Annotated in this window: 23 protein-coding genes and 1 other RNA gene; 12 read left to right on the plus strand and 12 right to left on the minus strand. The window is 49.7% G+C overall.

Features of this window, described 5'->3' with window-relative positions:
• Positions 1–16 precede the first annotated feature (16 nt).
• Positions 17–181: non-coding RNA, 6S RNA (gene ssrS, locus ACZ483_RS06605), on the minus strand.
• Positions 182–2,500, minus strand: a complete 2,319-nt coding sequence (pheT, locus tag ACZ483_RS06610; protein ID WP_464323398.1) for a phenylalanine--tRNA ligase subunit beta — start codon at positions 2,498–2,500, stop codon at positions 182–184.
• A gap of 161 nt (positions 2,501–2,661) precedes the next feature.
• Here pheT and ACZ483_RS06615 point away from each other — a divergent pair, with 161 nt between their 5' ends.
• From ACZ483_RS06615 to ACZ483_RS06635, 5 genes are read left to right on the plus strand one after another with little or no spacing between them, the layout of a single operon-like run.
• Positions 2,662–3,489, plus strand: coding sequence for a carboxypeptidase regulatory-like domain-containing protein (locus tag ACZ483_RS06615; protein WP_464323399.1), 828 nt, complete (start codon positions 2,662–2,664; stop codon positions 3,487–3,489).
• A gap of 12 nt (positions 3,490–3,501) precedes the next feature.
• Complete coding sequence (locus ACZ483_RS06620; protein ID WP_464323400.1) at positions 3,502–4,626, plus strand: cytochrome-c peroxidase; 1,125 nt, start codon at positions 3,502–3,504, stop codon at positions 4,624–4,626.
• Between the two features lies 1 nt (position 4,627).
• A complete protein-coding gene (locus ACZ483_RS06625) occupies positions 4,628–5,647 on the plus strand; it encodes a metallophosphoesterase (RefSeq protein WP_464323401.1) in 1,020 nt (339 codons plus the stop codon).
• A 15-nt stretch (positions 5,648–5,662) separates the two neighbouring features.
• Positions 5,663–6,136 carry a c-type cytochrome gene (locus ACZ483_RS06630; protein WP_464323402.1) on the plus strand — a complete coding sequence of 158 codons (474 nt, stop codon included), beginning with the start codon at positions 5,663–5,665 and terminating at the stop codon, positions 6,134–6,136.
• 60 nt (positions 6,137–6,196) lie between these two features.
• Positions 6,197–6,619 carry an NUDIX domain-containing protein gene (locus ACZ483_RS06635; protein ID WP_464323403.1) on the plus strand — a complete coding sequence of 141 codons (423 nt, stop codon included), beginning with the start codon at positions 6,197–6,199 and terminating at the stop codon, positions 6,617–6,619.
• Here ACZ483_RS06635 and ACZ483_RS06640 read toward each other — a convergent pair.
• Positions 6,612–7,526: a sulfite exporter TauE/SafE family protein gene (locus ACZ483_RS06640; RefSeq protein WP_464323404.1), complete on the minus strand. Its 915-nt coding sequence runs from the start codon at positions 7,524–7,526 to the stop codon at positions 6,612–6,614. The two genes, ACZ483_RS06635 and ACZ483_RS06640, sit on opposite strands and share 8 nt — an antisense overlap.
• The gene (gene rnr / locus ACZ483_RS06645) at positions 7,516–9,636 is read right to left on the minus strand and encodes a ribonuclease R (protein ID WP_464323405.1); all 2,121 of its coding nucleotides are present in this window, start codon (positions 9,634–9,636) and stop codon (positions 7,516–7,518) included. The genes ACZ483_RS06640 and rnr overlap by 11 nt, the downstream gene beginning before the upstream one ends.
• A 44-nt stretch (positions 9,637–9,680) precedes the next feature.
• Between rnr and ACZ483_RS06650 the strand changes: the two genes are divergently transcribed.
• From ACZ483_RS06650 to galU, 5 genes are read left to right on the plus strand one after another with little or no spacing between them, the layout of a single operon-like run.
• Complete coding sequence (locus tag ACZ483_RS06650; RefSeq protein ID WP_464323406.1) at positions 9,681–10,445, plus strand: motility protein A; 765 nt, start codon at positions 9,681–9,683, stop codon at positions 10,443–10,445.
• The gene (locus ACZ483_RS06655; protein WP_464323407.1) at positions 10,445–11,149 is read left to right on the plus strand and encodes an OmpA/MotB family protein; all 705 of its coding nucleotides are present in this window, start codon (positions 10,445–10,447) and stop codon (positions 11,147–11,149) included. The genes ACZ483_RS06650 and ACZ483_RS06655 overlap by 1 nt, the downstream gene beginning before the upstream one ends.
• Positions 11,150–11,157: 8 nt before the next feature.
• Positions 11,158–11,832 (plus strand): OmpA/MotB family protein, encoded by a 675-nt coding sequence (locus ACZ483_RS06660; RefSeq protein WP_464323408.1) that lies wholly within the window; start codon positions 11,158–11,160, stop codon positions 11,830–11,832.
• 14 nt (positions 11,833–11,846) lie between these two features.
• Positions 11,847–12,575, plus strand: a complete 729-nt coding sequence (gene pdxJ / locus ACZ483_RS06665) for a pyridoxine 5'-phosphate synthase (RefSeq protein WP_464323409.1) — start codon at positions 11,847–11,849, stop codon at positions 12,573–12,575.
• A gap of 2 nt (positions 12,576–12,577) precedes the next feature.
• A complete protein-coding gene (galU, locus tag ACZ483_RS06670; protein WP_464323410.1) occupies positions 12,578–13,468 on the plus strand; it encodes a UTP--glucose-1-phosphate uridylyltransferase GalU in 891 nt (296 codons plus the stop codon).
• Here the strand turns inward: galU and ACZ483_RS06675 are convergent.
• Positions 13,434–16,061: a BamA/OMP85 family outer membrane protein gene (locus ACZ483_RS06675; RefSeq protein WP_464323411.1), complete on the minus strand. Its 2,628-nt coding sequence runs from the start codon at positions 16,059–16,061 to the stop codon at positions 13,434–13,436. The genes galU and ACZ483_RS06675 overlap by 35 nt on opposite strands.
• A 43-nt stretch (positions 16,062–16,104) precedes the next feature.
• On the opposite strand from ACZ483_RS06675, the gene metG reads away from it, so the two are divergent.
• Both metG and ACZ483_RS06685 read left to right on the plus strand, forming a co-directional pair.
• Positions 16,105–16,440, plus strand: a complete 336-nt coding sequence (gene metG / locus ACZ483_RS06680) for a methionine--tRNA ligase subunit beta (RefSeq protein WP_464323412.1) — start codon at positions 16,105–16,107, stop codon at positions 16,438–16,440.
• A gap of 9 nt (positions 16,441–16,449) precedes the next feature.
• Positions 16,450–17,052: an ankyrin repeat domain-containing protein gene (locus ACZ483_RS06685; RefSeq protein WP_464323413.1), complete on the plus strand. Its 603-nt coding sequence runs from the start codon at positions 16,450–16,452 to the stop codon at positions 17,050–17,052.
• On the opposite strand, the gene ACZ483_RS06690 is transcribed toward ACZ483_RS06685, so the two are convergent.
• The 7 genes from ACZ483_RS06690 to rplP are packed head-to-tail and all read right to left on the minus strand — an operon-like array spanning position 17,027 to position 20,979.
• Entirely contained in the window at positions 17,027–18,304 is a 1,278-nt protein-coding gene (locus ACZ483_RS06690; protein ID WP_464323414.1) for a GGDEF domain-containing protein, read from the minus strand. The genes ACZ483_RS06685 and ACZ483_RS06690 overlap by 26 nt on opposite strands.
• Positions 18,291–18,596: a hypothetical protein gene (locus ACZ483_RS06695; RefSeq protein WP_464323415.1), complete on the minus strand. Its 306-nt coding sequence runs from the start codon at positions 18,594–18,596 to the stop codon at positions 18,291–18,293. The genes ACZ483_RS06690 and ACZ483_RS06695 overlap by 14 nt, the downstream gene beginning before the upstream one ends.
• A gap of 11 nt (positions 18,597–18,607) precedes the next feature.
• On the minus strand, positions 18,608–19,822 hold the full coding sequence (locus tag ACZ483_RS06700; protein ID WP_464323416.1) for a bifunctional 3,4-dihydroxy-2-butanone-4-phosphate synthase/GTP cyclohydrolase II: 1,215 nt from the start codon (positions 19,820–19,822) through the stop codon (positions 18,608–18,610).
• Between the two features lie 16 nt (positions 19,823–19,838).
• Entirely contained in the window at positions 19,839–20,030 is a 192-nt protein-coding gene (locus tag ACZ483_RS06705; RefSeq protein WP_464323417.1) for a hypothetical protein, read from the minus strand.
• Positions 20,031–20,066: 36 nt separating this feature from the next.
• Positions 20,067–20,360 carry a 30S ribosomal protein S17 gene (gene rpsQ / locus ACZ483_RS06710; protein WP_464323418.1) on the minus strand — a complete coding sequence of 98 codons (294 nt, stop codon included), beginning with the start codon at positions 20,358–20,360 and terminating at the stop codon, positions 20,067–20,069.
• Positions 20,360–20,560: a 50S ribosomal protein L29 gene (rpmC, locus tag ACZ483_RS06715; RefSeq protein WP_464323419.1), complete on the minus strand. Its 201-nt coding sequence runs from the start codon at positions 20,558–20,560 to the stop codon at positions 20,360–20,362. Before rpmC ends, rpsQ begins: the two co-directional genes overlap by 1 nt.
• Positions 20,557–20,979: a 50S ribosomal protein L16 gene (gene rplP / locus ACZ483_RS06720; RefSeq protein ID WP_464323420.1), complete on the minus strand. Its 423-nt coding sequence runs from the start codon at positions 20,977–20,979 to the stop codon at positions 20,557–20,559. Before rplP ends, rpmC begins: the two co-directional genes overlap by 4 nt.
• Position 20,980: the final 1 nt, after the last annotated feature.

Raw genomic sequence — 20,980 nt, forward strand, 5'->3', positions numbered from 1 at the left:
GGGGAAGGCAAGGGTGTAATATCCCACCCTGCCGTGACCTCGGGAGACATCTGTGGGCCTCCGACCTCTAAGGTGGGTACCCTCTCGGAGAGCCTCGGCGGCATCCCCGAAGCCGGGTTCCCTTCAAGCCCACTTGTAGGCCCCAATGATTATCTCCGGGCCACGAACAGGGCAGGAGGTTTTATCGTATCTCGGCACCAAGCCTCTCTCTCAACCTCCTGACCAGCTCTTCAACGAGAGAGTTAACCTCCTCGCTCGAGAGGCTACCTCTCCCGCTTCTGAATACAACCCTTACACCAACGCTCTTCTTGCCTTCCCCTACCTTTTCACCTGCGTAAAGGTCAAATACCATAACCTCTTCCACCTTCTCAGCAAGCTGAGATTTAATCTCATTTAATAATTTACTCACCGGGAGGTTTTTGTCCACTAAAAGGGCTAAATCCCTGATAACAGAGGGAAACTTGGACACGGGCTCGTAATGGGGCATCCTGTCTTCGAGCAGAGGAGCGAGTTTAAGCTCGCAGATGTAGGCTTCTCTTTTTAGATCAAGCTTTGAAATTAGCTCGGGATGGAGTTTCCCTATGAAACCGATCTTCTCTCCCTCTAAGAGAAAACTCGACTGAACGTGGGGATGGAGGAAGGGAATCTCCGATGGTTCCATATCCACATCCCTGCCTAAAAGGGAAAAGAGACCCTGAAGGATCTCCGACAGTCTGTAGGGATTCCACTCCTCGTAGGGGAAGTCCCTGACCTTTCCCTTTACTAGAATGCCGAGCCTCTCCTCCTCCCCCTCTTCGAAGAACACCCTTCCCACCTCGAATATGCCTATATCGTAGTTGTAGTGGTTATCGTTGAAGACAGCGGTTCTCAGAAGCGAAGGTATCAAAGAACTTCTCATGTATTTCTGAGTAGGAACGAGGGGGTTGAGGATCTCCACCTTCGGCTCTTCGAGACCCAAGAGATCGTAGAGGTCTCTGTCTTCGTAGGATATGTTTATAACCTCGCTCAGACCTCTGTCTCTTAGATACTTCCTTACCTCAAGGAGCCTATCTTTCCATAGATTTCCGACTGAAGGTAAGGAGAGGACCTCCGAAGGGAAGCTGTCGTATCCCTTCACCCTCATTATTTCCTCGATTATGTCCACGTCCCTACCTATGTCGAAGCTCCTGTGGGAGGGTATGAAGACCTCTATACCGCACCTCTTTATTTCGTGGGGTATCTCCAGAGCGCTCAGTATTCTGCTCGCCTCCTCTTTGTCGTAAGGCTCCCCGGCGTAGCGCATGAACTTTCCGAGGGGAAGGAAGATCTTCTTAGGAACGTACTTCTTCTTATAAACATCCTTAACCGCCTCTACCTCACCTCCGGCCAACCTCAGGATCAGGTCCACCGCGAGGTCCTGAGCCCTATCGACGTTCTCAATATCTACGTTCCTCTCGAATCTGTAACTGCTCTCCGTCTGAACTCCAAGCTTCTTTGAAGATCTCCTGACTCTCTTGGGATCGAAGTAGGCGGATTCCAATAGGATGTTCCTGGTCTCCGAACTCACAGAACTTTCCTCACCTCCTATAACTCCGGCAACCGCAACAGGTTTCTCTTCGTCCGCTATAACGAGATTCTCCTCGTCGAGTTCCCTCTCCACACCGTCCAAGGTTTTTATCCTCTCTCCCTTCCTCGCACTCCTAACCACTACACCACCCGATAGCTTCTCGAGATCGAAAGCATGAAGGGGTTGTCCTTCCTGAAGGAGGATGTAGTTCGTAACGTCCACTACGTTGTTTATGCTTCTCATACCACACTGCCAGAGTCTCTTCCTTATCCGCAGGGGAGAGGGTTTAACCTCCACGTTCCTCATCACCACTCCCCTGTACCTGTGGCAGTCAAGATCCTCTATGGAGATCTCCAATTCACCGAAGTCCTTCCACCTTCTAAGTTCAGGCTCCTTCCTCTTGAGGTTGAGTATGGCTCCCAAATCCCTTGCAAGACCCCTCACGCTCAGAACGTCACCCCTGTTAGGGGTTATGTCGATCTCTATTATCTTCTCTCCGAAACCTAAAGCAAACCTTGCATCCGTTCCGGGCTTTATATCTTCCTCGATCTGAAGAACCCCCTCGCTCGCCTCTTCCAAACCAAGCTCCTGAGCGGAGAGTAACATACCTTCGGAAACGACCCCACCGAACTCCCTCTTGGTTATACACCTTTCCCCAACTTTGGCGTTAGGAAGGGCGACGAAGACACCAACTCCTTCCCTGACGGTTTTGTCTGCAGTTACCACGCTTAAAGAGGTGCCTTCCCCAACGAGAACTCTAACGACGAGGAGTTTCTCATCCTCAGGATGTTTCCTTACCTCGAGGATCTTTCCGAAGACCACCCCGTCGAGATCTATCCCGAAGGTAGAGACCTCCGCCTCTACGCTCTGAAGTGAGAGCCTCTCCGCTATCTCCTCTGCGGAAAAGCCGTCTATCGGTAAGAACTCGGAGAGCCAGGAGAGGGGCACACGCATGGCTCTGTTATTTTATCAGAAGGTGAGGTCGCAGTTTATTGATAATAAATATCAAGTAGGAATTTATAAAGTATATTTATGATTCCTATAAATAGATGTTATTGCAAATTATTATCAGTTGCCTAAATAATTATTCGACAAAAGATCTCAGGAGGGACAGGATGAAGCTCAAAAAAACACTACTTTCGGCGCCTCTGATAGTCGGTCTGTCGCTCCAGACTTCCTATTCCGGTGAGAGGGCGATCGACAACGCCTTTTCCCGTAACTTAGCGATAGAAAAAACCTGTTTAGCATCCACAGGAGAGAAGGAAAGTCATTACAGGTTCAGGTACGTAAAGTTCTTCCCGGAGGGAACCGCCTTTGCAAGCGGCGGTGGTAGCGGAGCGATAGAGGGAAAGGTCGTCTACGTTGGAAATAGGAATCTCAAAAACCGGAGGAAGTTAATAACCAAGGATAAGGAGGTGTGCGGAAGGGGATACAAGATAGACGAGGTCTATATAGTCTCAAAGTCCGGAGGGGTTAAGAACGCTGTGGTATTTCTGGAAGGTGTTGGAAAGCCTAACAAAGAGACCAAGAGAATAGTTCAGGAGAGGTGCGAGTTCCATCCGAGAGTTCTGGCAATGGGAGCGGGCTCCGCTCTCGAGGTGGTAAACAACGATCCGGTGAAGCACGAGGCTAACGGAGTTCAAGACTTCGAGACCATATTCCAGCTCTCCCAGCACAGGAAGGGTATGGTGGACAGGGTAGTCCTTAAGAAACCGGGTGTTGTGGAGATAACCTGCAACATCCACGGATGGATGAAAGCCTGGGCGGTCGTGGTAAACAGCCCCTACTACGCTGTGACCGACGGGGAAGGTAATTTCAGGATCGAGGGTATCCCGGCGGGGAAATACAAGCTCAGGCTCTGGCACGAAGGCTTTGGAGAGAAGACACTCAGCGTAAAGGTAGAGGAAGGTAGAACAGCGAAGGTAAAGTTCGAGCTCAGATAAGGAGGGAAGGATATGAGAAAGGGTAAACTCTTAGTATCGGGTCTAACCCTAATCCTTATAGGAATAGGAACCGCCGACTCGGCGAAGAAGCCCTCCATAGCTCCCCTGCCCGACCGACCGCCGGAACCAAAAGACAACCCCACCACTCCGGTGAAGGTAGAGCTCGGTAAGCTCCTCTACTTTGATCCCAGGCTCTCGGGGGACGGAAGCGTCTCCTGCGCCACCTGCCACGACCCCAACCACGGATGGGCAAAAAAGCGAATAATGTCCCCCGCTTACCCCGAAAACAAGCACTTTCGCCACTCCCCGACCGTCCTCAACGTAGCCTTCAACACTCTGATGTTCTGGGACGGAAGGGTCAAGACCTTAGAGGAACAAGCTCAGAAGCCCATAGCCTCTCCCTTCGAGATGAACATGAACTACGACCTCCTTGAAGAAAGACTTAAGGCTATTCCGAAATATAGAGAGCTCTTTGCGAAAGCTTTCCCAGAAGAAGAGGACCCTATAACTATAGAGAACGTAGCCAAGGCAATAGCGGCTTTCGAGAGGACGATAGTATGTAACGACTCCCCCTTCGATCTATACATGAGAGGGGATAAAAACGCCATGGACGAGCTTCAGATAAAGGGCATGAAGTTGTTCATAGGTAAGGCTGGATGTGTTCAGTGCCACAACGGTCCCAACTTCACCGATAACAAGTTCCACGTTACGGGAGTTCCGAAGCACAAGGTTGAAGACGATGCCCTTGTGAAGGCTACCCGGAATTTCGTGGTGAGACAGAACGGCTTTAAAGATCCTGACAGGTTCGACCGAGACCTGGGAAGGTTCTTCATAACCAAAAAGGAAAAGGACAAGGGCGCTTTCAAAACGCCCACACTGAGGAACGTGGCTCTAACACCTCCCTATATGCACAACGGAGTCTTTAGAACCCTCGACGAGGTAATAGAGTTCTACAACAGGGGCGGAGGGGACGTCCCCAACAAGGATCCGAGGTTAAAGCCCCTGAACCTGACGGAGGAGGAAAAGGAAGCTCTAAAAGCCTTCCTCGAGGCTTTAACCTGCAACAACGTTCCTTACGTGGAGGAGCCGGAGCTCCAGCCCTATGAGGGAGAAACTACTGCAAAGGGAGGTGGCTGATATGAGGATAAGCAGGAGGAATTTCCTAAAGGTTTCGGCGAAGGCGGGTATGGCCGCCTTTACCGCCGGAGCGGTGTCTCCCCTTCTTGGCGTTGTGAACGTAGCTGAAGCAAAAACCTCCAAGAGAAACAAGGTGACACCCTTCAGGTTCGTCGTTGTCGGGGACGCTCACCTATACGAGATGCCCAACCACAGGTTTGACAAGACCTTCGAGAGAGCCATAAAGGACATCCTCAACATGAAGCCCAAGCCCGACTTCGTCCTCTTTATAGGAGACCTCGCCCAGTTTGGAAAGGTGAAGGAACTCGAGAAAGGGAAAAGGTTCCTCGACAGGTTGAAAAAAGCGGGAATTCCATACTACATAATTCCCGGAGAGCACGACTGGTACCTCGATATGGGCAAGACCTGGAAAGAAATGTTCGGAGAACCTTACTGGTCCTTCGATCATAAGGGTGTCCACTTTATAGGCATGAACTCGATTCTGGTTAGGGACTACTGGACCGCAAGGAACATGACCCCTTGGGAGAGGATGCTTGCCATAGCGGAGCTCGAATGCCATATATGCGGTCTCTGGGGTGTGAGGGAGGAGCAGTTAGAGTGGCTCGAGAGGGATGTAAAGAAGCTCTCTCCCGATACCCCGATAGTTATCTTCACTCACTCGCCCCTTTGGGATTACTATCCCAGATGGAACTTCCAGACGGAAGACGCCCCCCAGATCAGGAAAATACTCTCTAAGTTTGAGAAGGTGATAGCGATCCATGGACACGTCCATCAGGTCGTCTACAACAGAACGGGGAACATGGTTCACATCGGAAACCTCGCAACGGCATGGCCATGGCCCTACCCGCCCGTTGAGCTCCCCTATCCCAAGATAAGGATGCTGAGGGTGGACCCAGGTGATATATACGACGGTGTGGGCTTTGCAAGCACATACATAGACGAGACCTTCCTCGGACTTATGAAGTACGAAACTTGGGCTGACCTAATTCCCGAGGATATAAAGGACGGAGTGCCGCTGTAATAGGAGGTGTTTAAGATGAGGGTATTTAAGGGAGGAGCAATTTTAGGAGCAGGAGTTCTTTTAGGACTATCAGTCAGCTTCTTTATGAACATTGCCGAGGCGAGAAAGCCCTTTACTCAGGAGGATCTTGAGCTTATGAACGAGGAGCTCATAGCCTTAGTTAAGAAGGGAGACGAGCTCTGGCACAGCCCAAAGCTCGGCAAGAACGGACTCACCTGTGCCAACTGCCACCCCGATGCGGCGAACACTAACCCCCACACCTTCCCCAAATTTCAGGATAACGTTGGAAAGGTAGCTACCCTGAGGGAGATGATAAACTGGTGTATAAAGAGGCCCCTTGAGGGTAAGGAACTGCCGGAGGACAGCGAGGAGATGAAGGCTCTCGAAGCGTACGCGATATACATGTACAGAGGTTTCCCTCTGAAGCCGGGGGACAACACGAGGGAGTATCCGCCCGTTAAGGTAAAATCTGGTCCGGGATATCCGTAAAAGATAACGGCGCGTACCCCCTCCCTTCCCTTTCTTTCCTTTCTTTTTATAATCCTTTTTATGAAACCCTCTACACCCCTTCTCGCAACCGACGTTATAGTTCATCTGTGGAATAAAGGTGATCTGAAGGGGATAGTTCTAATAGAAAGAAAGAATCCGCCTGTCGGTCTGGCACTTCCCGGAGGTTTCGTGGAAATCGGTGAGTCGGTAGAGGAGGCGGCGGTCAGGGAGATGAAGGAGGAGATAGGGCTCGAGGTGAGACTAAGGGGTCTCGTCGGTGTTTACTCCGATCCGAATAGAGATCCGAGATTTCACGTAGCATCTGTGGTTTTTGTGGGGGACGCCGAGGGCGAGCCGAAGGCGGGAAGCGACGCTAAGGAGGTGAAGATTTTTAGACTTGAAGAAATACCTTGGGAGAGAGTGGTCTTCGATCACGGAAAGATACTGAAGGATTTTCTCCTTAAAGGTTTTAAGCCTATATGATCCTTACGCCTGTGAACTTCTCTATCAGTTCACCGAAGGTGTAGCCCAAGCCTATGTAAAAGAGCAGTAGAGCAAGAAATAGGCGGAGCTTCCTCTCCCTTAGGAACTTGGAGAGATGGGGTCCAGCGAAGGAGCCGATAACGATGCCCAAGATCTCCACCCCGAGGAACTTTACATCTACGGGAGCACCGAGCTTCAGGTAGTTTCCCGCACTGACTACCATCGTTATCAAAATGGATAGTGCACTGGTGCCGGGGACGAGGAACATGGGAAGTCCCATCACCGAGACCATGAAGGGAACGAGGAGGAAACCGCCTCCCACACCAAGGGCTGAGGAAAGGACAGCAACACCAAAACCTGCAAGGATAGGAGTCAGGGGGTTGAAGGAATAGCTCCTTCCCAGAAATTCGAGCTCGATCCTCCTCACAGAGATAGAGGAGACCCTCAGGTCCGAACCTCCCGCCGTCCTTATGTCCTCCTCCAGAGCCTTCATACTCTCCTTCTTCTTTCCGTGAAAGACGTCACGGAAAATCTTTAACGAAACGATGAGGGTAAAGATGCCGAACAGGGGTTTATAACTCTTCAGATCGGGAAGGAGTTTGTAAGAGAGTGTCGATCCGAGAAGTGCCCCTAAAACGCTCCCCACACCTAAGAGAAGTCCCAAGATCAGAATTACCCTCCTCTGTCTGATGTAAGCGGGAACGGATATAAGGGTGGATGTCAGTATAAGGATCTGGTTCATTAGCTTCACGCTGTTGGCGTAAGGAATTCCGAAGAGGGATATATGACCTACGCCGGCAAGGATACCGCCGGCAGCACCCAAGGTTGAGAACACCACTCCGACGAATAGACTCCACAGAAAGAGGAAAAGAGCGTTTACCTCTATGCTGAAGATTTCAGAGTTCATTCTCCTCCTCTGCAAGCATGAGCTCTATCTTCCCCCTTTCCTCGTCAACGGCGAGAACCTTTACCTTCACAGTATCCCCAAGTCTGTAAACTTTACCTGTTCTTATGCCAACGAACCTGTGGGCGGGCTCGTCGAAAACGTAATCGTCATCTGTCAGGGTGTTTATCCTCACAAGACCTTCAACGAGAGTCTCCTTTATCTCAACGAAGAAGCCAAACTGAACCACTCCCGTTATTATTCCCTCGAAGACCTCACCGAGCCGCGACCTCATGTAGCGGGCTTTGAGGATGTCTATAGCCTCCCACTCCACCTCGTCGGCGAGTCTCTCCTGAGCTGACAGATGTTCCCCAGCCTCCTCCAGGTAGTCAATGAGCGCATCGTAGTCGAACTCCTCTCCTCTGAGAGACATCTTAAGCAGCCTATGAACTATAACGTCGGGATACCTCCTTATGGGAGATGTGAAGTGGGCGTAATGTTCTGAGGCGAGACCGAAGTGTCCGAGGTTGTGGGGACTGTACTTAGCTCTGCTCATAGCTCTGAGGGTTAAAAACCTGACCAGCTGTTCTTCGGGCTTCCCCTCGAAGTCCTCTATTATCTTCTGAAAAAACTTAGGAGTGAACTCCTTGGGCTTCTTTACCGAGTAGCCGAGTCCGTTGAGTATCTCCAAGAGGTTTTCAACCCTCTCCTCGTCGGGAGGTTCGTGAACCCTGTAGAGACAGGGGTAGCCCACGTTCTCGAGGTGGAGGGCGACTGTCTCGTTGGCGGATATCATGAACTGTTCGATTATTCTGTGGGCTATGTGTCTCTCGTAAGGGATAACCGCAGTAGGTTCTCCGAACTCGTCCACTATCACCTCCGCTTCGGGCAGATCGAAGTCTATGCTCCCCTTCTCCCACCTCCTCCTGCTCAAGATTCTGTAAAGATCCTCCATCATTCTCAGAGGCTCCACCACGTGGGGGAACTTTTCCTCCAAGGCGGGATCACCGACTATTATAGAGAGAGCCTCGTTGTAGGTGAGACGAGCTTTGCTTCTGATCACACTTTCGTAGATGTCGTAGAAGAGGAGCTCCCCTCTCTTATCAAAGACCATCTCACAGGTAAAGGCGAGCTTATCCTCGTTGGGTCTTAGACTGCACAGGTTAGCGGAGAGTTTCTCGGGGAGCATGTGGAGTGCCCTGTCCGGAAGGTAAAAGGTTACACCTCTTTTGTAAGCCTCATCATCAAGAGCCATTCCCGGCTTAACGTAATAGGAGACGTCCGCTATGTGAACGAACAGCCTGTAGTTACCCTCTGGGGTTCTCTCTATCGCAACCGCATCGTCGAAGTCCCTCGCCTTTTCGGGATCTATGGTGAAGCAGACCTGATCCCTAAGATCCCTCCTCCTCTTTATCTCTTCCTCTGGTATATCGGTCGGTATCTCCTCCACCTCCTCTATAACCTCGGGAGGATAGTCGGTGGGAAGGTTGTACTTCCTTATCAATAGCTCTATCGCCAAGAATTTTTCTTCTGGGTGCCCTAGTATCTCCTTAACCTTCGCCCGTGGTGGGGATTTTGGACTCGGATAGTGGGTGATCTTGGCAACGACAACCGTTCCCTCCTTTATCTCTGAACAAACCTTTTGGGTAAGGAGGAACTGAAGATGTGTGTTCTTGTCGAGAGGTTCGAGTATGCAGCTCTTACCCTCCTTCCTAACTTTACCCACAACCTCCTGCTGAGCTCTCTTAAGAACCCGCTCTATTCTAACTTCCTTTTTGCCTTTAAACTCAACGACCTTTGCCTTAACGAGATCACCAGCGAGGACCTTCTGCATCTCGAAGTGGGGGATGTATATATCCTTTTCCCTTCCTTCGACCTCGAGAAAGCCGAAGCCAGCGGGGTACGGTATAACCCTCCCTACGACCACCTCTTCCTCCTCGTAAAGGAACTTTCCCCTAACCACCTTTATCTTTCCTTCCCTCTTAAGCTTCTTGAGTATCCTCTTCAGCTCCTTTCTGTTCTTTTTGTCCACACCCAGGGCTTTTGCTATGGAAAGGAAGGGGAGGGGTTTCTTTGCTTTTTTAAGAAGTTCTACAACCTCTTTCTCGGATAGACCCTTATCCTTTTCTGCCATCCGCTTTAAATTATAGGCTATCTTCCGATAGATTAATCCGTAAGATGGATCCGGGAGCACTCATAGGAATTATTGGCGCTTTTGCGATGATAATGATTGCCATCGTTATAGGTGGCAGTCCAGCAGCCTTTATAAACATACCCTCTCTTTTCATAGTTGTCGGCGGCGGGATGGCGGCCGCCCTGGGTGGATTTGCCCTGAAGGACTTTATAAGGGGTGTCCTCTCTATAAAGGACGCCTTTCTGTGGAAACCGCCCGATCCTATCGAAACGGTAGAGTTCTTGTCCGAGATAGCCACGAAGGTTAGGCGGGAAGGGATACTCGCCCTCGAGTCGGATATAGAGCTTTACTACGAGAGGGATCCGCTTCTGGGGGACATGATCCGTATGCTGGTGGACGGGTTGGAGCTTGAAGAGATAAGGATAAGCGCTGAGGGTGCCATAGCTCAGCTGGACGATAAGTTGGGGACGAACGTTGCGGTCTGGGAGAAGCTGGGAGACCTTTTCCCCGCCTTCGGAATGATAGGAACTCTGATAGGTTTGATTCAAATGCTCAGGAACCTCAACGATCCCTCCGCCCTCGGGCCCGGTATGGCTGTTGCGTTGATTACTACATTATACGGTGCTATACTTGCGAACGCCTTCGCCATACCTATCTCGACCAAGCTCAAAAAGATAAAGGACACCGAGATTCTCTACAAGAACATATACCTTATGGCTATAGAGGGTATACAGAAGGGTGTAAACCCCAACATTCTCAGGCAGGAGCTTTCTATTATGCTCGGTGTTGAAACTACTGAGGAAGTTTAATGAGAAATGCTAAGAAGGAGGAGTGCAAAAAGGCTCCTGCGTGGCTTACCTCTTTCGGAGATCTAATGTCCCTGCTTTTAACCTTTTTCATACTCCTGTACTCCATGAGCATAATCTCCCTCGAGAAGTTCTATCAAGTTCTTAAAGGTCTCGTGGAAGCCCTCGGAGGAAGACAGGTGATATTTGCAGAGCAGGGGGCGATGAAGGGTTCGAGAATACCCATTCAGATGGAGAATATGCACTATAGAGTTAAGAAGTTTGCAAAGCTCAAAGAAGAGATAACCAAGATAAAGGAATCCCTCCAGAGCATGGGCATAAGCGCTGACTACCTCGTCACCGGTACGTGTATGAAGCTGAGGGTTAGCACCTCAAAGCTATTCCCCTTAGGCTCAGAAGAGCCGTATCCGGAAGCCAAGGAACTTTTTCTCAACATGTGCACCCGCCTGAAGCCCTTCTCCCTTCCCATAACTTTCGAGGGCTACACCGATGACCTTCCCATCTCCACACCGAGGTTCCCCTCCAACTGGGAGCTATCATCGGCGAGAGCCTTAAGTGTGTTAAAGCTCTTCCTGTCCTGCGGATATCCGAAAGATCTCCTTTCGGCAGTGGGATACGGGGAATACCATCCGATAGCCCCTAACGACACCCCCGAGGGAAGAGAAAAGAACAGGAGGATAGAGTTTTGTATAAAGCTGAACCCGTGAGGTGAGGTATGGCTTTCAAGAAGAAGGAGGAGTGTAAGAAGCCTCCCGCTTGGCTCACTTCTTTCAGCGACCTGATGTCCCTGCTCCTCACCTTCTTCATACTTATATACGCTATGAGTAGCCTCGACGTAGCACAGCTCGAGAAGTTCATATCCTACTTCCAGCCCGAAAGGAAGTTCTACCTGAAGAAGACTTCTATCCTCCAGCCGATCAATCCTCCTCCCAAGGAGGTCGCCCTAAAGATAAAAAGGAGAATCCAGAAGATCCTCCCTCCCTGGGCTTTTCAGATAGTCACCACTTCAGACTTCGTCAAGCTCAGGCTTTTCGATAAGATCTTCTTTGAGAACGGAAGTTATAACCTAACGCCGAAGGCACAGGAAACTCTAAAGGAAATAGCGGACGTTCTCAAGAGACTTCCGCCAGACACATATATAAGAGTCGAAGGACACGTAAGTCCGATAACAGAGGTTAGAGATCCCTACGTTCGTGACAGGTGGGAACTCTCCCTGAGAAGGGCTACGGAGGTGGTCAGATTCCTTCAGAGGGAAGGCATAGATCCCAGGAGAATGGCGGCAGCTGGATTCGGGGACATGAAGCCTCTGTACACGTGGAAGCAGCCCATACTCATAGAGAGGAACAACAGGGTTGAGATATACATAAGCCTGAGCAAGCCTAAGGAGTGATTTAAAATAACCCTATGCGCCTCGGAGTTAATATAGACCACGTTGCAACCGTAAGACAGGCTCGCCGAACCTTTGAACCGAACCCTGTTTTTGCAGCTTTGATAGCTCAGCAAGCTGGCGCAGATCAGATAACACTGCATCTTAGGGAAGACAGAAGACACATTCAGGACAGGGACCTTGAGTTAATAAAAGAGCTCGTGATCGTTCCGGTGAACTTAGAGATGGCTCCTGTGGACGATATGAGGAATATAGCCCTGAAGGTAAGACCCGACAGGGTTACCTTAGTTCCGGAGAGGAGGGAGGAGATAACTACCGAGGGAGGGCTCGATGTACTCTCGATGAAAGCCTACCTCCACGAGTTCATAAAGCCCTTGAGAGAGGAGGGCATAGAAGTCTCCCTGTTCATAGATCCGGAGATAGGACAGGTGGAATCAAGCAGAGAGGTAGGGGCTGACGCCGTAGAGCTCCATACGGGTACCTTCGCCAATCTGTGGAACGAACACAGGTTCGAAGAAGCGAAGAGAGAGATAGAAAGAATCGCTGAAGCCGGTAGGCTTGCCAAGGATCTCGGGCTTAGGGTTTACGCAGGACACGGGCTTACCTACCAGAACGTTAAGGAGATACTTACTCTGAAGGATATAATCGAGGAACTGAATATAGGACACTCTATAATTGCGAACGCGGTTATATTCGGCTTAGAAAGAGCGGTGAGGGAGATGATAGAACTCGTGAAGGGGAGGTGAACATGGAAATAAGAAAGGCGGTTCTTCCAGTGGCGGGATGGGGAACGAGGTTTCTGCCCGCCACCAAAGCAATGCCGAAGGAAATGTTTCCCATCATAGATAAGCCGGTAATACAGTTCATAGTGGAGGAGCTCTTGGGAGCCGGTATAGATAACGCTATATTCGTCACAGGAAGACATAAAAGACCCATAGAGCACCATTTCGATATAAATACGGATCTCGAGAAGCACCTCGAAGAGGCGGGGAAGGAAAAGATACTCAAGAACATAAGGGAAGTGAGCCACATGATAAATCCTATATACGTGAGACAGAAGGAACAGCTTGGATTGGGACACGCAGTCTTAACCGCAGAGCCGGCCGTAGGAGGTGAGCCCTTTATCGTGGCTCTCGGAGACATCATCCTCGAAAACGGCGAGAGGATACTTAAGGAGATGATAGATATATACAAAAGGTTTGGCAAGAGTGTAATCGCTCTCTTTGAAGTAGATCCCGCGGAAACCAAAAAGTACGGTATTGCCAAGGTAAAGGATATAGAGGACGGAGTTTACATAGTAGAGGATCTTGTGGAGAAACCCTCACCGGAAGAGACACCCTCTAAGCTCGCTATAGTCGGCAGGTACATCTTTACACCGGCCATATTTGAAAAGCTCCGCAGGACGAAACCGGGAAAGGGAGGAGAAATCCAGCTCACCGACGCTATGAAACTCCTCCTTGAGGAGGAGGCGATATACGCATACAAGATAGAAGGTAAGGTCTACGATACGGGGAATCCGCTGGACTATCTGAAGACGGTCTTCGAGTTTGCCCTGAAGAGGGAGGACATTAGAGAGGAACTCCTTAACTTCCTCCAGGAGCTTATCAGTAAACAAACCCAACCGATAGATAGATCCTGAACTTGGAGGTCGGCCTATCTATATCGCTCATCGGTTTCGCAAGGTCAAGCCTTACGAAGCCGGCCGGCGTCCTTATCCCAGCAGCCACTCCGATATCGTACTTCAGCTCGCCAACCGTCTTTGAAAAGCTGTTCCCTACGTTCCCCGCATCCGTGTAGATCCCGAGCCAGAACGGTTCCCTAACGGAGAAGAGCAGTTCAAATCTGCCGAAGACGTACATCCTGCCTCCGTAAGGATAGCCTATGGATTCGAAATCGTAACCTCTCATGTCCCTAAGTCCCCCGAGGAAGAACCTGTCGAAGATAGGAGCTTCTTTGCCTACCCATCCGCCCGATAGCTTTACATCGAAACTGAAGCGATGAGTAAGCTCTCGTAAAAAGAAGTTGTTCACCTCTATCCTGTAGTAACTCCTTTCACCTTCCACCTTAGATATCCTTAGGCTGTTATGGCTGAGACTTCTCGGATTTACGAGGTCGTCTCTCGTCTCCCTTAGCAGGAAGATCCCGTATTTCAAAAGATCGTAGGTCCCGGCACCGGTGCCGCTAACCTTGTTTCTCGTCTTCGATATAAAGGGACTCACAGAGTACCACCGCTTAGGCCTGTAGCCGAAGGAGAAGGAGAAACCCTCACTCTGAAGATCGAAGCTGTTGTGGAACTCAAGGCTCCTAAAGACAGCTATATCGGCAAAGTACTTTCGTGAGAAGAGGTATCTATCAGATAGACCCACTCTGTAAGTTTCGTACTTCTGGCTTTTGGAAGCTCTGCCCTCAAGTATTATTCCCACCCCAAATAGGTTCTTAAGCTTAACCCCACCTTCCACTTTTATTTTCTCCTCAGTGTTGTAACCGGCGGCAAGTTCCAGAACACCTCTCTTATCCTCCCTGACCTCGACGAGCCGGTGAACCTCCTTCCTGTCACGATCTATAAAGTGTTCTATTTTCACTCCAGTGTAGTTCTCACTCTGAACCATATTCCAGAGGCTCTCCTCCTCAGCGTCCTCGGAGTAGTATCTCTCCTTAACGAGTGTGTAGTCTATCTCACGGGCTCTCGTCCTTTCGTTCCCGTAGATCAAAAGCCTCCCGTATCTGTATCTCTCCCCCTTCTCTATCCTGTAAACATAGGTTAGGTAGAGGTTTTCTTTATCCTCCGCAATCTTTATGTCTACAGCAAAGTCTCCGTCGAGATATCCCCTATTTCTTAAAAGCTTCTTTATGCTCCTGTTCAGATCCTCCAAGAGATCCCCCTTCAGGATGGTAGGTAGAGAGGCTCTGTACTTCCAGAAGAGATCGATAAATTCCCTATCTTCACCTTTGTAAACCACATCCTTTAGGATCGGCCTCTTCCCCCTTTCAAGTTCAGCTACAACGTAGACCGTCTTCCTCTCCCTGTCCACATTCTCCCAGAGCCTAAGCTGTGCCGTAAGGTATCCCCTTGACCTCTCCTCCTCGAGTATCCTCTCCCTCTCCTTCTCTATCTCCTCCCTATCGTAGTATTCGGAAGGATGAAAATCCTTAAAGCCGAGAACCTTCAACCTGTACCTCTGCCCCTCCTCCACGTGAAAGGTTATCCTTCCTTCCCTGTAGGAATATTTCACCTTAACGTCGAAAAAGCCCTTGCTTCTGTAAAACTCTTCTATGCTTTCCCTGCTGTTTTCGAGAAGGAATATGTCAACGCCAGGTGCGGACAGATCTATGAGTTTTAAAAGTTCCTCCTCTGAAAAGCTCTCGTTCCCCTCGAACTCTATTCGAAACCTTCTTCCCTCGCTTACGGTGTAAACCGGTACGGCTAACGAACCTCTCCCGAAAAGCGCTTTTATAGTAGCCATCGGATGATCGAGAAAGTTAGAAACCCCCCTAAGCAAAGAGGTTACACCCTTACCGAAGTTTCTCTCGGTCCCTTCGATGCCCGGAAAGAGAACGTATGCGAAGGGCTTTTTTGCCTTTAGTTTCTTGGTCCCCTCAAAGTAAACTCCGACCTCTAAAAAACCTCTGCTCCTGTAAAAGTCCTCCAGCTTCCACCTCCCCCTCTTAGCCTTCTCCTCACTGTAAACTTCACCGAGCATCAACCCCGCCTCGTGGATTAGTCTCCAGGTAGGATAGCTCTTAGCCCCCTTGAATATCCCGCCTCCGAGGAAGTAAACATCCCCCTCTCTGACCTTCACCCGAACTTCGGCAAAGCCCCTATCGTCAACTGACAACTTTATATCAGCCTTAGCGTCGAGAAAACCCCTCCTGCGGTAGTAGAACTCCAGAGTTCTTCTGGCTTCGTCGGGATCGAAATCCACAAGGGGCTCTCCCTCATGGATAAGGAGGAGGTTCTTTATCTCCGTATCGTCAACGAACCAGTTCCCCTCAACCTCTACTTCCTTCAAGATTGGATACCTTTCCACATATATAACCGTGTCCCCTCCTACAGTCATTATCTTTATATCCCTGACGTCCTTTATGCTCTGTAGAGCCCACAGAATTAGAAAGAGGTTCTCCTCAGAAGCCACTTTTTGGAAGTTGTTGTTCCTCAAGGGATAGTTCGATTCTATGAAGACCTTGGGAAAGCAAAGGGAGAAGAGAGCAAGGAAGATCCCTATATATCTCATTTTCTATGACAAATTTTAACCTCTCTGTAGGATAATGTTTTCCATGGAGGAGAAGAACTATATAGGAATAGAGGACTTCCTCAAGGTAGATCTCAGGCTGGGTAAAGTGTTAGAGGCTGAGAGGGTAGAAGGTTCCGAGAAGCTGATAAAGCTAAAGCTCTCCCTCGGGGAAGAGGAAAGGACAGTGGTCGCCGGGATAGCCCAGTTTTATAGTCCGGAGGAGCTCGTGGGCAAGAAGATACTTATAGTGGCGAACCTCAAGCCGAGAAAGATATTCGGTATAGAGTCTCAGGGGATGATACTCGCCCTTTCAAACGGAGAGAAGATGTCTCTACTGGTTCCTGACAGGGACATTGAAGAGGGCACGCGGGCGAGCTAACTTTTAAACATGTTACTTCCCATCATCCTGTCCTTTATATCCATAGCCTTTTCCGGGGGAGATCCCTTCGATGCCATCAGGTTAGGGAAGGTAAAGGATCCCGAAATCGTACTCCGAAACTTGGAGGCGAGGGACGAGTTCGGAGCCACCCTCCTGCACGCGGCAGCCGAGTTCGGGAGGATGAAACTCGTAAAACTCTTAGTAGAAAAGGGGTTGGACGTAAACGTCCGGGACAGGTTCAAAGCCACCCCCCTTCACCTCGCGGCGAACAACGGGCGCACGGAGATCGTAAAGTTTTTGATCGATAGGGGCGCTGAGGTAAATGCAAAGAACTTAAACGGCTGGACACCTTTACACCTTGCCGCACGAAACGGGCATACAGAGATAGTGAAGATCCTGATAGACAGAGGAGCCGATGTGAACGCACGGAACGGAGTGGGGTTGACACCCCTTCACGTTGCTGCAGCGAACGGACAGCTCGATGTGGTCAAAATGCTTCTCAAAGCCGGTGCCGACCCAAAGGCTAAGGACGACTCGGGACTTACCCCTTTTGATCTTGCTAAATCCTACGGTCACAGCGTGGTTGCTAACTTACTGAGAAATCTTCGGTAACTGAAAAGACCTCCACCCTGTTTCTTCCTTTTTCCTTAGCTTTGTAGAGAGCCTTGTCTGCCATCCTTATAAGAACCTCCTTCCTCAAATCTCCTCTTGGGACAAAGGAGGCAACACCTATGCTTACCGTTACACACTGGGAAGCTTTCGAAGCAGGGTGGGGTATACACTCTCCTTGTATATCCTTCCTGATCCTCTCCGCTACCCTGACCGCCTGTTTAAGATCCGTCTCAGGGAGTACCACGGCGAACTCTTCTCCTCCATATCTCGCGACGAGATCGGTGTCCTCCCTAATGTGATCGGCAAGTAGCTGGGCGACTTTTTTAAGGCATTCGTCTCCCTGAAGGTGTCCAAGTAGGTCGTTGTAATCTTTGAAGAAATCGATGTCTATCATAAGTAAGGATATAGGCCTACCGGTTCTCTTAGCTCTTTTCCATTCCCTCTCCAGAAACTCCTCGAATCTTCTCCTATTTGGCACTCCTGTCAAACCGTCTATGTACGACATATCTCTAAGTCTCACGTTAAGCCTCTCCGTCTTCCTCTTTTCGAATGCCAAGAGCATGGTGAGTAGAAAATCCTTCCTAACGTGCCTTTCTAAGAGATAAGCTACCGGCATACCAAGGAGATTAGAAGTTCCTAAGAAAAACAGGTTAGAGATAAAGAAATCTTTCTCAGTCCCTATGAACATTATATCTATAACCGGGTAAAGGAACGTTATTATCAGAGCGCTTAGAGAGGCGTAGTAAAACCTGAGAGCTGAAAAGCTGTATGTGTAGAAAACTACGAGCATGAGCCCCGGCAGATAAACGTAAGCTTTTTCGTGCGGGGCAAAGAAAATCATCGCAAGCATCCCCAGACCTGCCAAAACTACCAGCAGCGCATGGAGGTACTCGACTGCCGTATCTTTCTTCAACTTGTAGGTAAGGAAGAGAAAAATTATGCCCGAAGGCACTACTAAGCCGTACCTGATGAGCCACATCTTACCCTTCTCTTCGGGGAAGATAACCGCATCGAGTATCCCGAAGGCGGAGTAAAGCAAAATACCGCAGATAGCTGCGAACCTCATCTGACCTATGGATCTTTTAAGGTAGAAGTTCAGGAAAGCCCTTTCTATCAGGGGTGAGAACTTGAGAACGAGGAGTCCTCTTCTGAACTCCCTCTCTATCTGAGCCTCGTCCCTTACCGCAAGTACATCGAAAAAGCCTTCGAATTCTTCAAGGATAGAACGGCTACCGCCGTCATCTCTTCGCATCGGACAACTTCTCTTCTATCATCGATATTATCTCGTCGTATACGTTTTTTACCTCCTGTGCAAGTTCAATCAGGCTACCTACCCCTATAGACATGGCCGTTTCGTAAAGAGGTTTGACCTCCCTCTCAAAGGTAGTTCTGTACTCTTGAAGATCGTACTCCAGCTCTTCAGGTTCCAACTCATCTATGATATTTATATACTCTTCCCTTTTGATCTTTGCAGATATAAGGAAGTTCTTAAGCTCAGCCCTTATATCTCCTCTATCCAAACCGGCTTTTCTGAAATCGGCCATCTCTTCTCCTCCTAAAATATGTGACCGAGCTTGTCCTTCTTAGTGGTCAGGTAGACCCTGTTGTAGGGGTTCGGATCTATCTTTATGGGAACCCTCTCCACTATTTCGAGACCGAAGCCTTCCAAGGCCACTATCTTTCTCGGGTTGTTGGTCATCAGTCTCATCTTCCTCACGCCGAGGTCTAAGAGTATTTGAACACCAACACCGTAATCTCTAAGATCTGCAGGGTATCCAAGCTTCTCGTTTGCCTCAACGGTATCGTAGCCCTTCTCCTGAAGCTCGTAAGCCTTTATCTTGTTCGCTATTCCTATACCTCTTCCCTCGTGTCCTAAGATGTAAACGAGGACTCCTTTACCTTCCTTGGCTATCATCTCTAAAGCCTTCTCCAACTGAGGTCTGCAGTCGCACCTCATAGATCTGAAGACGTCTCCCGTGAGGCACTCCGAATGAACTCTGACTAAGACTGGTTCATCTTCCCTCCACTCTCCCATCGTCAGAGCCACCTGTTCTTCGCCAGTGAGCTTATGCCTGTAAGCGTGTATCTTGAAAGTTCCCCATGGGGTCGGAAGGTGGGCGCTCGCCACCCTCTCAACCAGCCTTTCCTTTTTGAGTCTATATCTGATCAGATCTGCTATCGTTACTATCTTGAGGTTATGCTCCTTGGCAAACTCCATCAGATCAGGGAGTCTCGCCATAGTTCCGTCTTCCTTCATGATCTCACAGATGACACCTGCGGGGTATAACCCTGCAAGCTTGGCGAGGTCAACGGAGGCTTCGGTGTGTCCTGCCCTTTCCAAAACTCCCCCCGGCCTTGCCTTCAGGGGAAAAACATGTCCGGGCCTTATGAAGTCGGCAGGCTTTGCCTCAGGACTTATGGCGAGTTTTATGGTTATCGCCCTGTCGTAGGCTGATATACCCGTGGTAGTTCCGTGTTTAGGGTGTGCATCTATAGAAACGCAGAAGTAGGTGCCCTTAGGATCGGTGTTCCTGTGTGCCATGGGGTAGAGGTCAAGCTCCTCGCATCTTTCGGGAGTGAGGGAGAGACAGATCAGACCCCTTCCGTACTTTGCCATAAAGTTTATAGCCTCCGGAGTAACTTTCTCGGCGGCCATGACGAGATCACCCTCGTTCTCCCTGTCAGGATCATCCACCACGATAACCATCTTCCCCCTTCTTATATCCTCGATAGCTTCTTCGATGGTGTTGAACCTGAACTCCTCCTTCATGCCAAACCTCCAGCCCTTACAGCTTTTCCCTTACACTACGGATCACCCTATCTATTATGCTCTCCCTGTAAGGAGGTTCCTCAACTATAGTCACTTCTCTACCCATAAACTTACTCGCAATCCAGTTTACTATCTCCGGACCCCAGTGGGTGTAAACGTGATCAGCTATCAGGAAAACGGCGGCAACGTAGAGTACATATCTGAACATAAGATAAAGATAAGCTTTGGAAAAGGAAAGGGAATATCAGGACTGGGAAGCTACCTCCTCGGCACTCCTCGCCCTCTGGATTATCCTGACAACGACCCACCTCTTCGTCTTTGAGAGAGGTCTGGTCTCCCTTATCTCGACAATGTCCCCGACCCTACACTCGTTCTTCTCGTCGTGGGCGTGATACTTCTTGGACTTTATTATGTGCTTCCCGTATAGAGGATGGGGAACTCTCCTGTCAACCCTAACTACAACGGTCTTATCCATCTTGTCTGAGACAACTACCCCCACAAGGTGTTTTCTCTTCTCATGCCACTTCTTCTCAGCCATCACCCTTCACCTCTCAGTTCCTTCTCCCTTATAACGGTGAGGACCCTCGCTATGTCCCTTCTGAGGTTCCTTATAGCCATAGGGTTATCGAGCCCGGATATCTTCTGCTGGAATCTGAGCCTGAGGAGTTCCATCTTCATCTCGTCCACCTTCTTCCTGAGTTCCTCTATCTTCATCTTTCTGAGCTCCGCCGCCTTCATAGGGTAAATCCTCCTGCCTTTACGAGCCTCGTCTTGATGGGAAGCTTTGCCGAGGCAAGCCTCCAAGCCTCATGGGCAACGTCCTCGGGAACTCCGGCGAACTCGAACATGATCCTACCTGGCTTGACAACGGCTACGAAACCCTCTGGATCTCCCTTTCCTCCGCCCATCCTGACCTCGTTGGGCTTCTTGGTGTAAGGTTTGTCGGGGAATATTCTTATCCAAACCTTCGCACCCTTCCTGAGCGCCCTCACAAGGGCAACCCTAACCGCCTCTATCTGCCTCTGGGTTATCCAAGCCCTATCGAGAGCTTGAATCCCGTACTCTCCAAAAGCAACCTTGTTTCCTCTAAAGGACTTACCCTTTAAAGTTCCCCTTCTCTGCTTTCTGAACTTGGTCTTCTTAGGCTGGAGAAACATC

Source organism: Hydrogenivirga okinawensis (genome assembly GCF_055385515.1).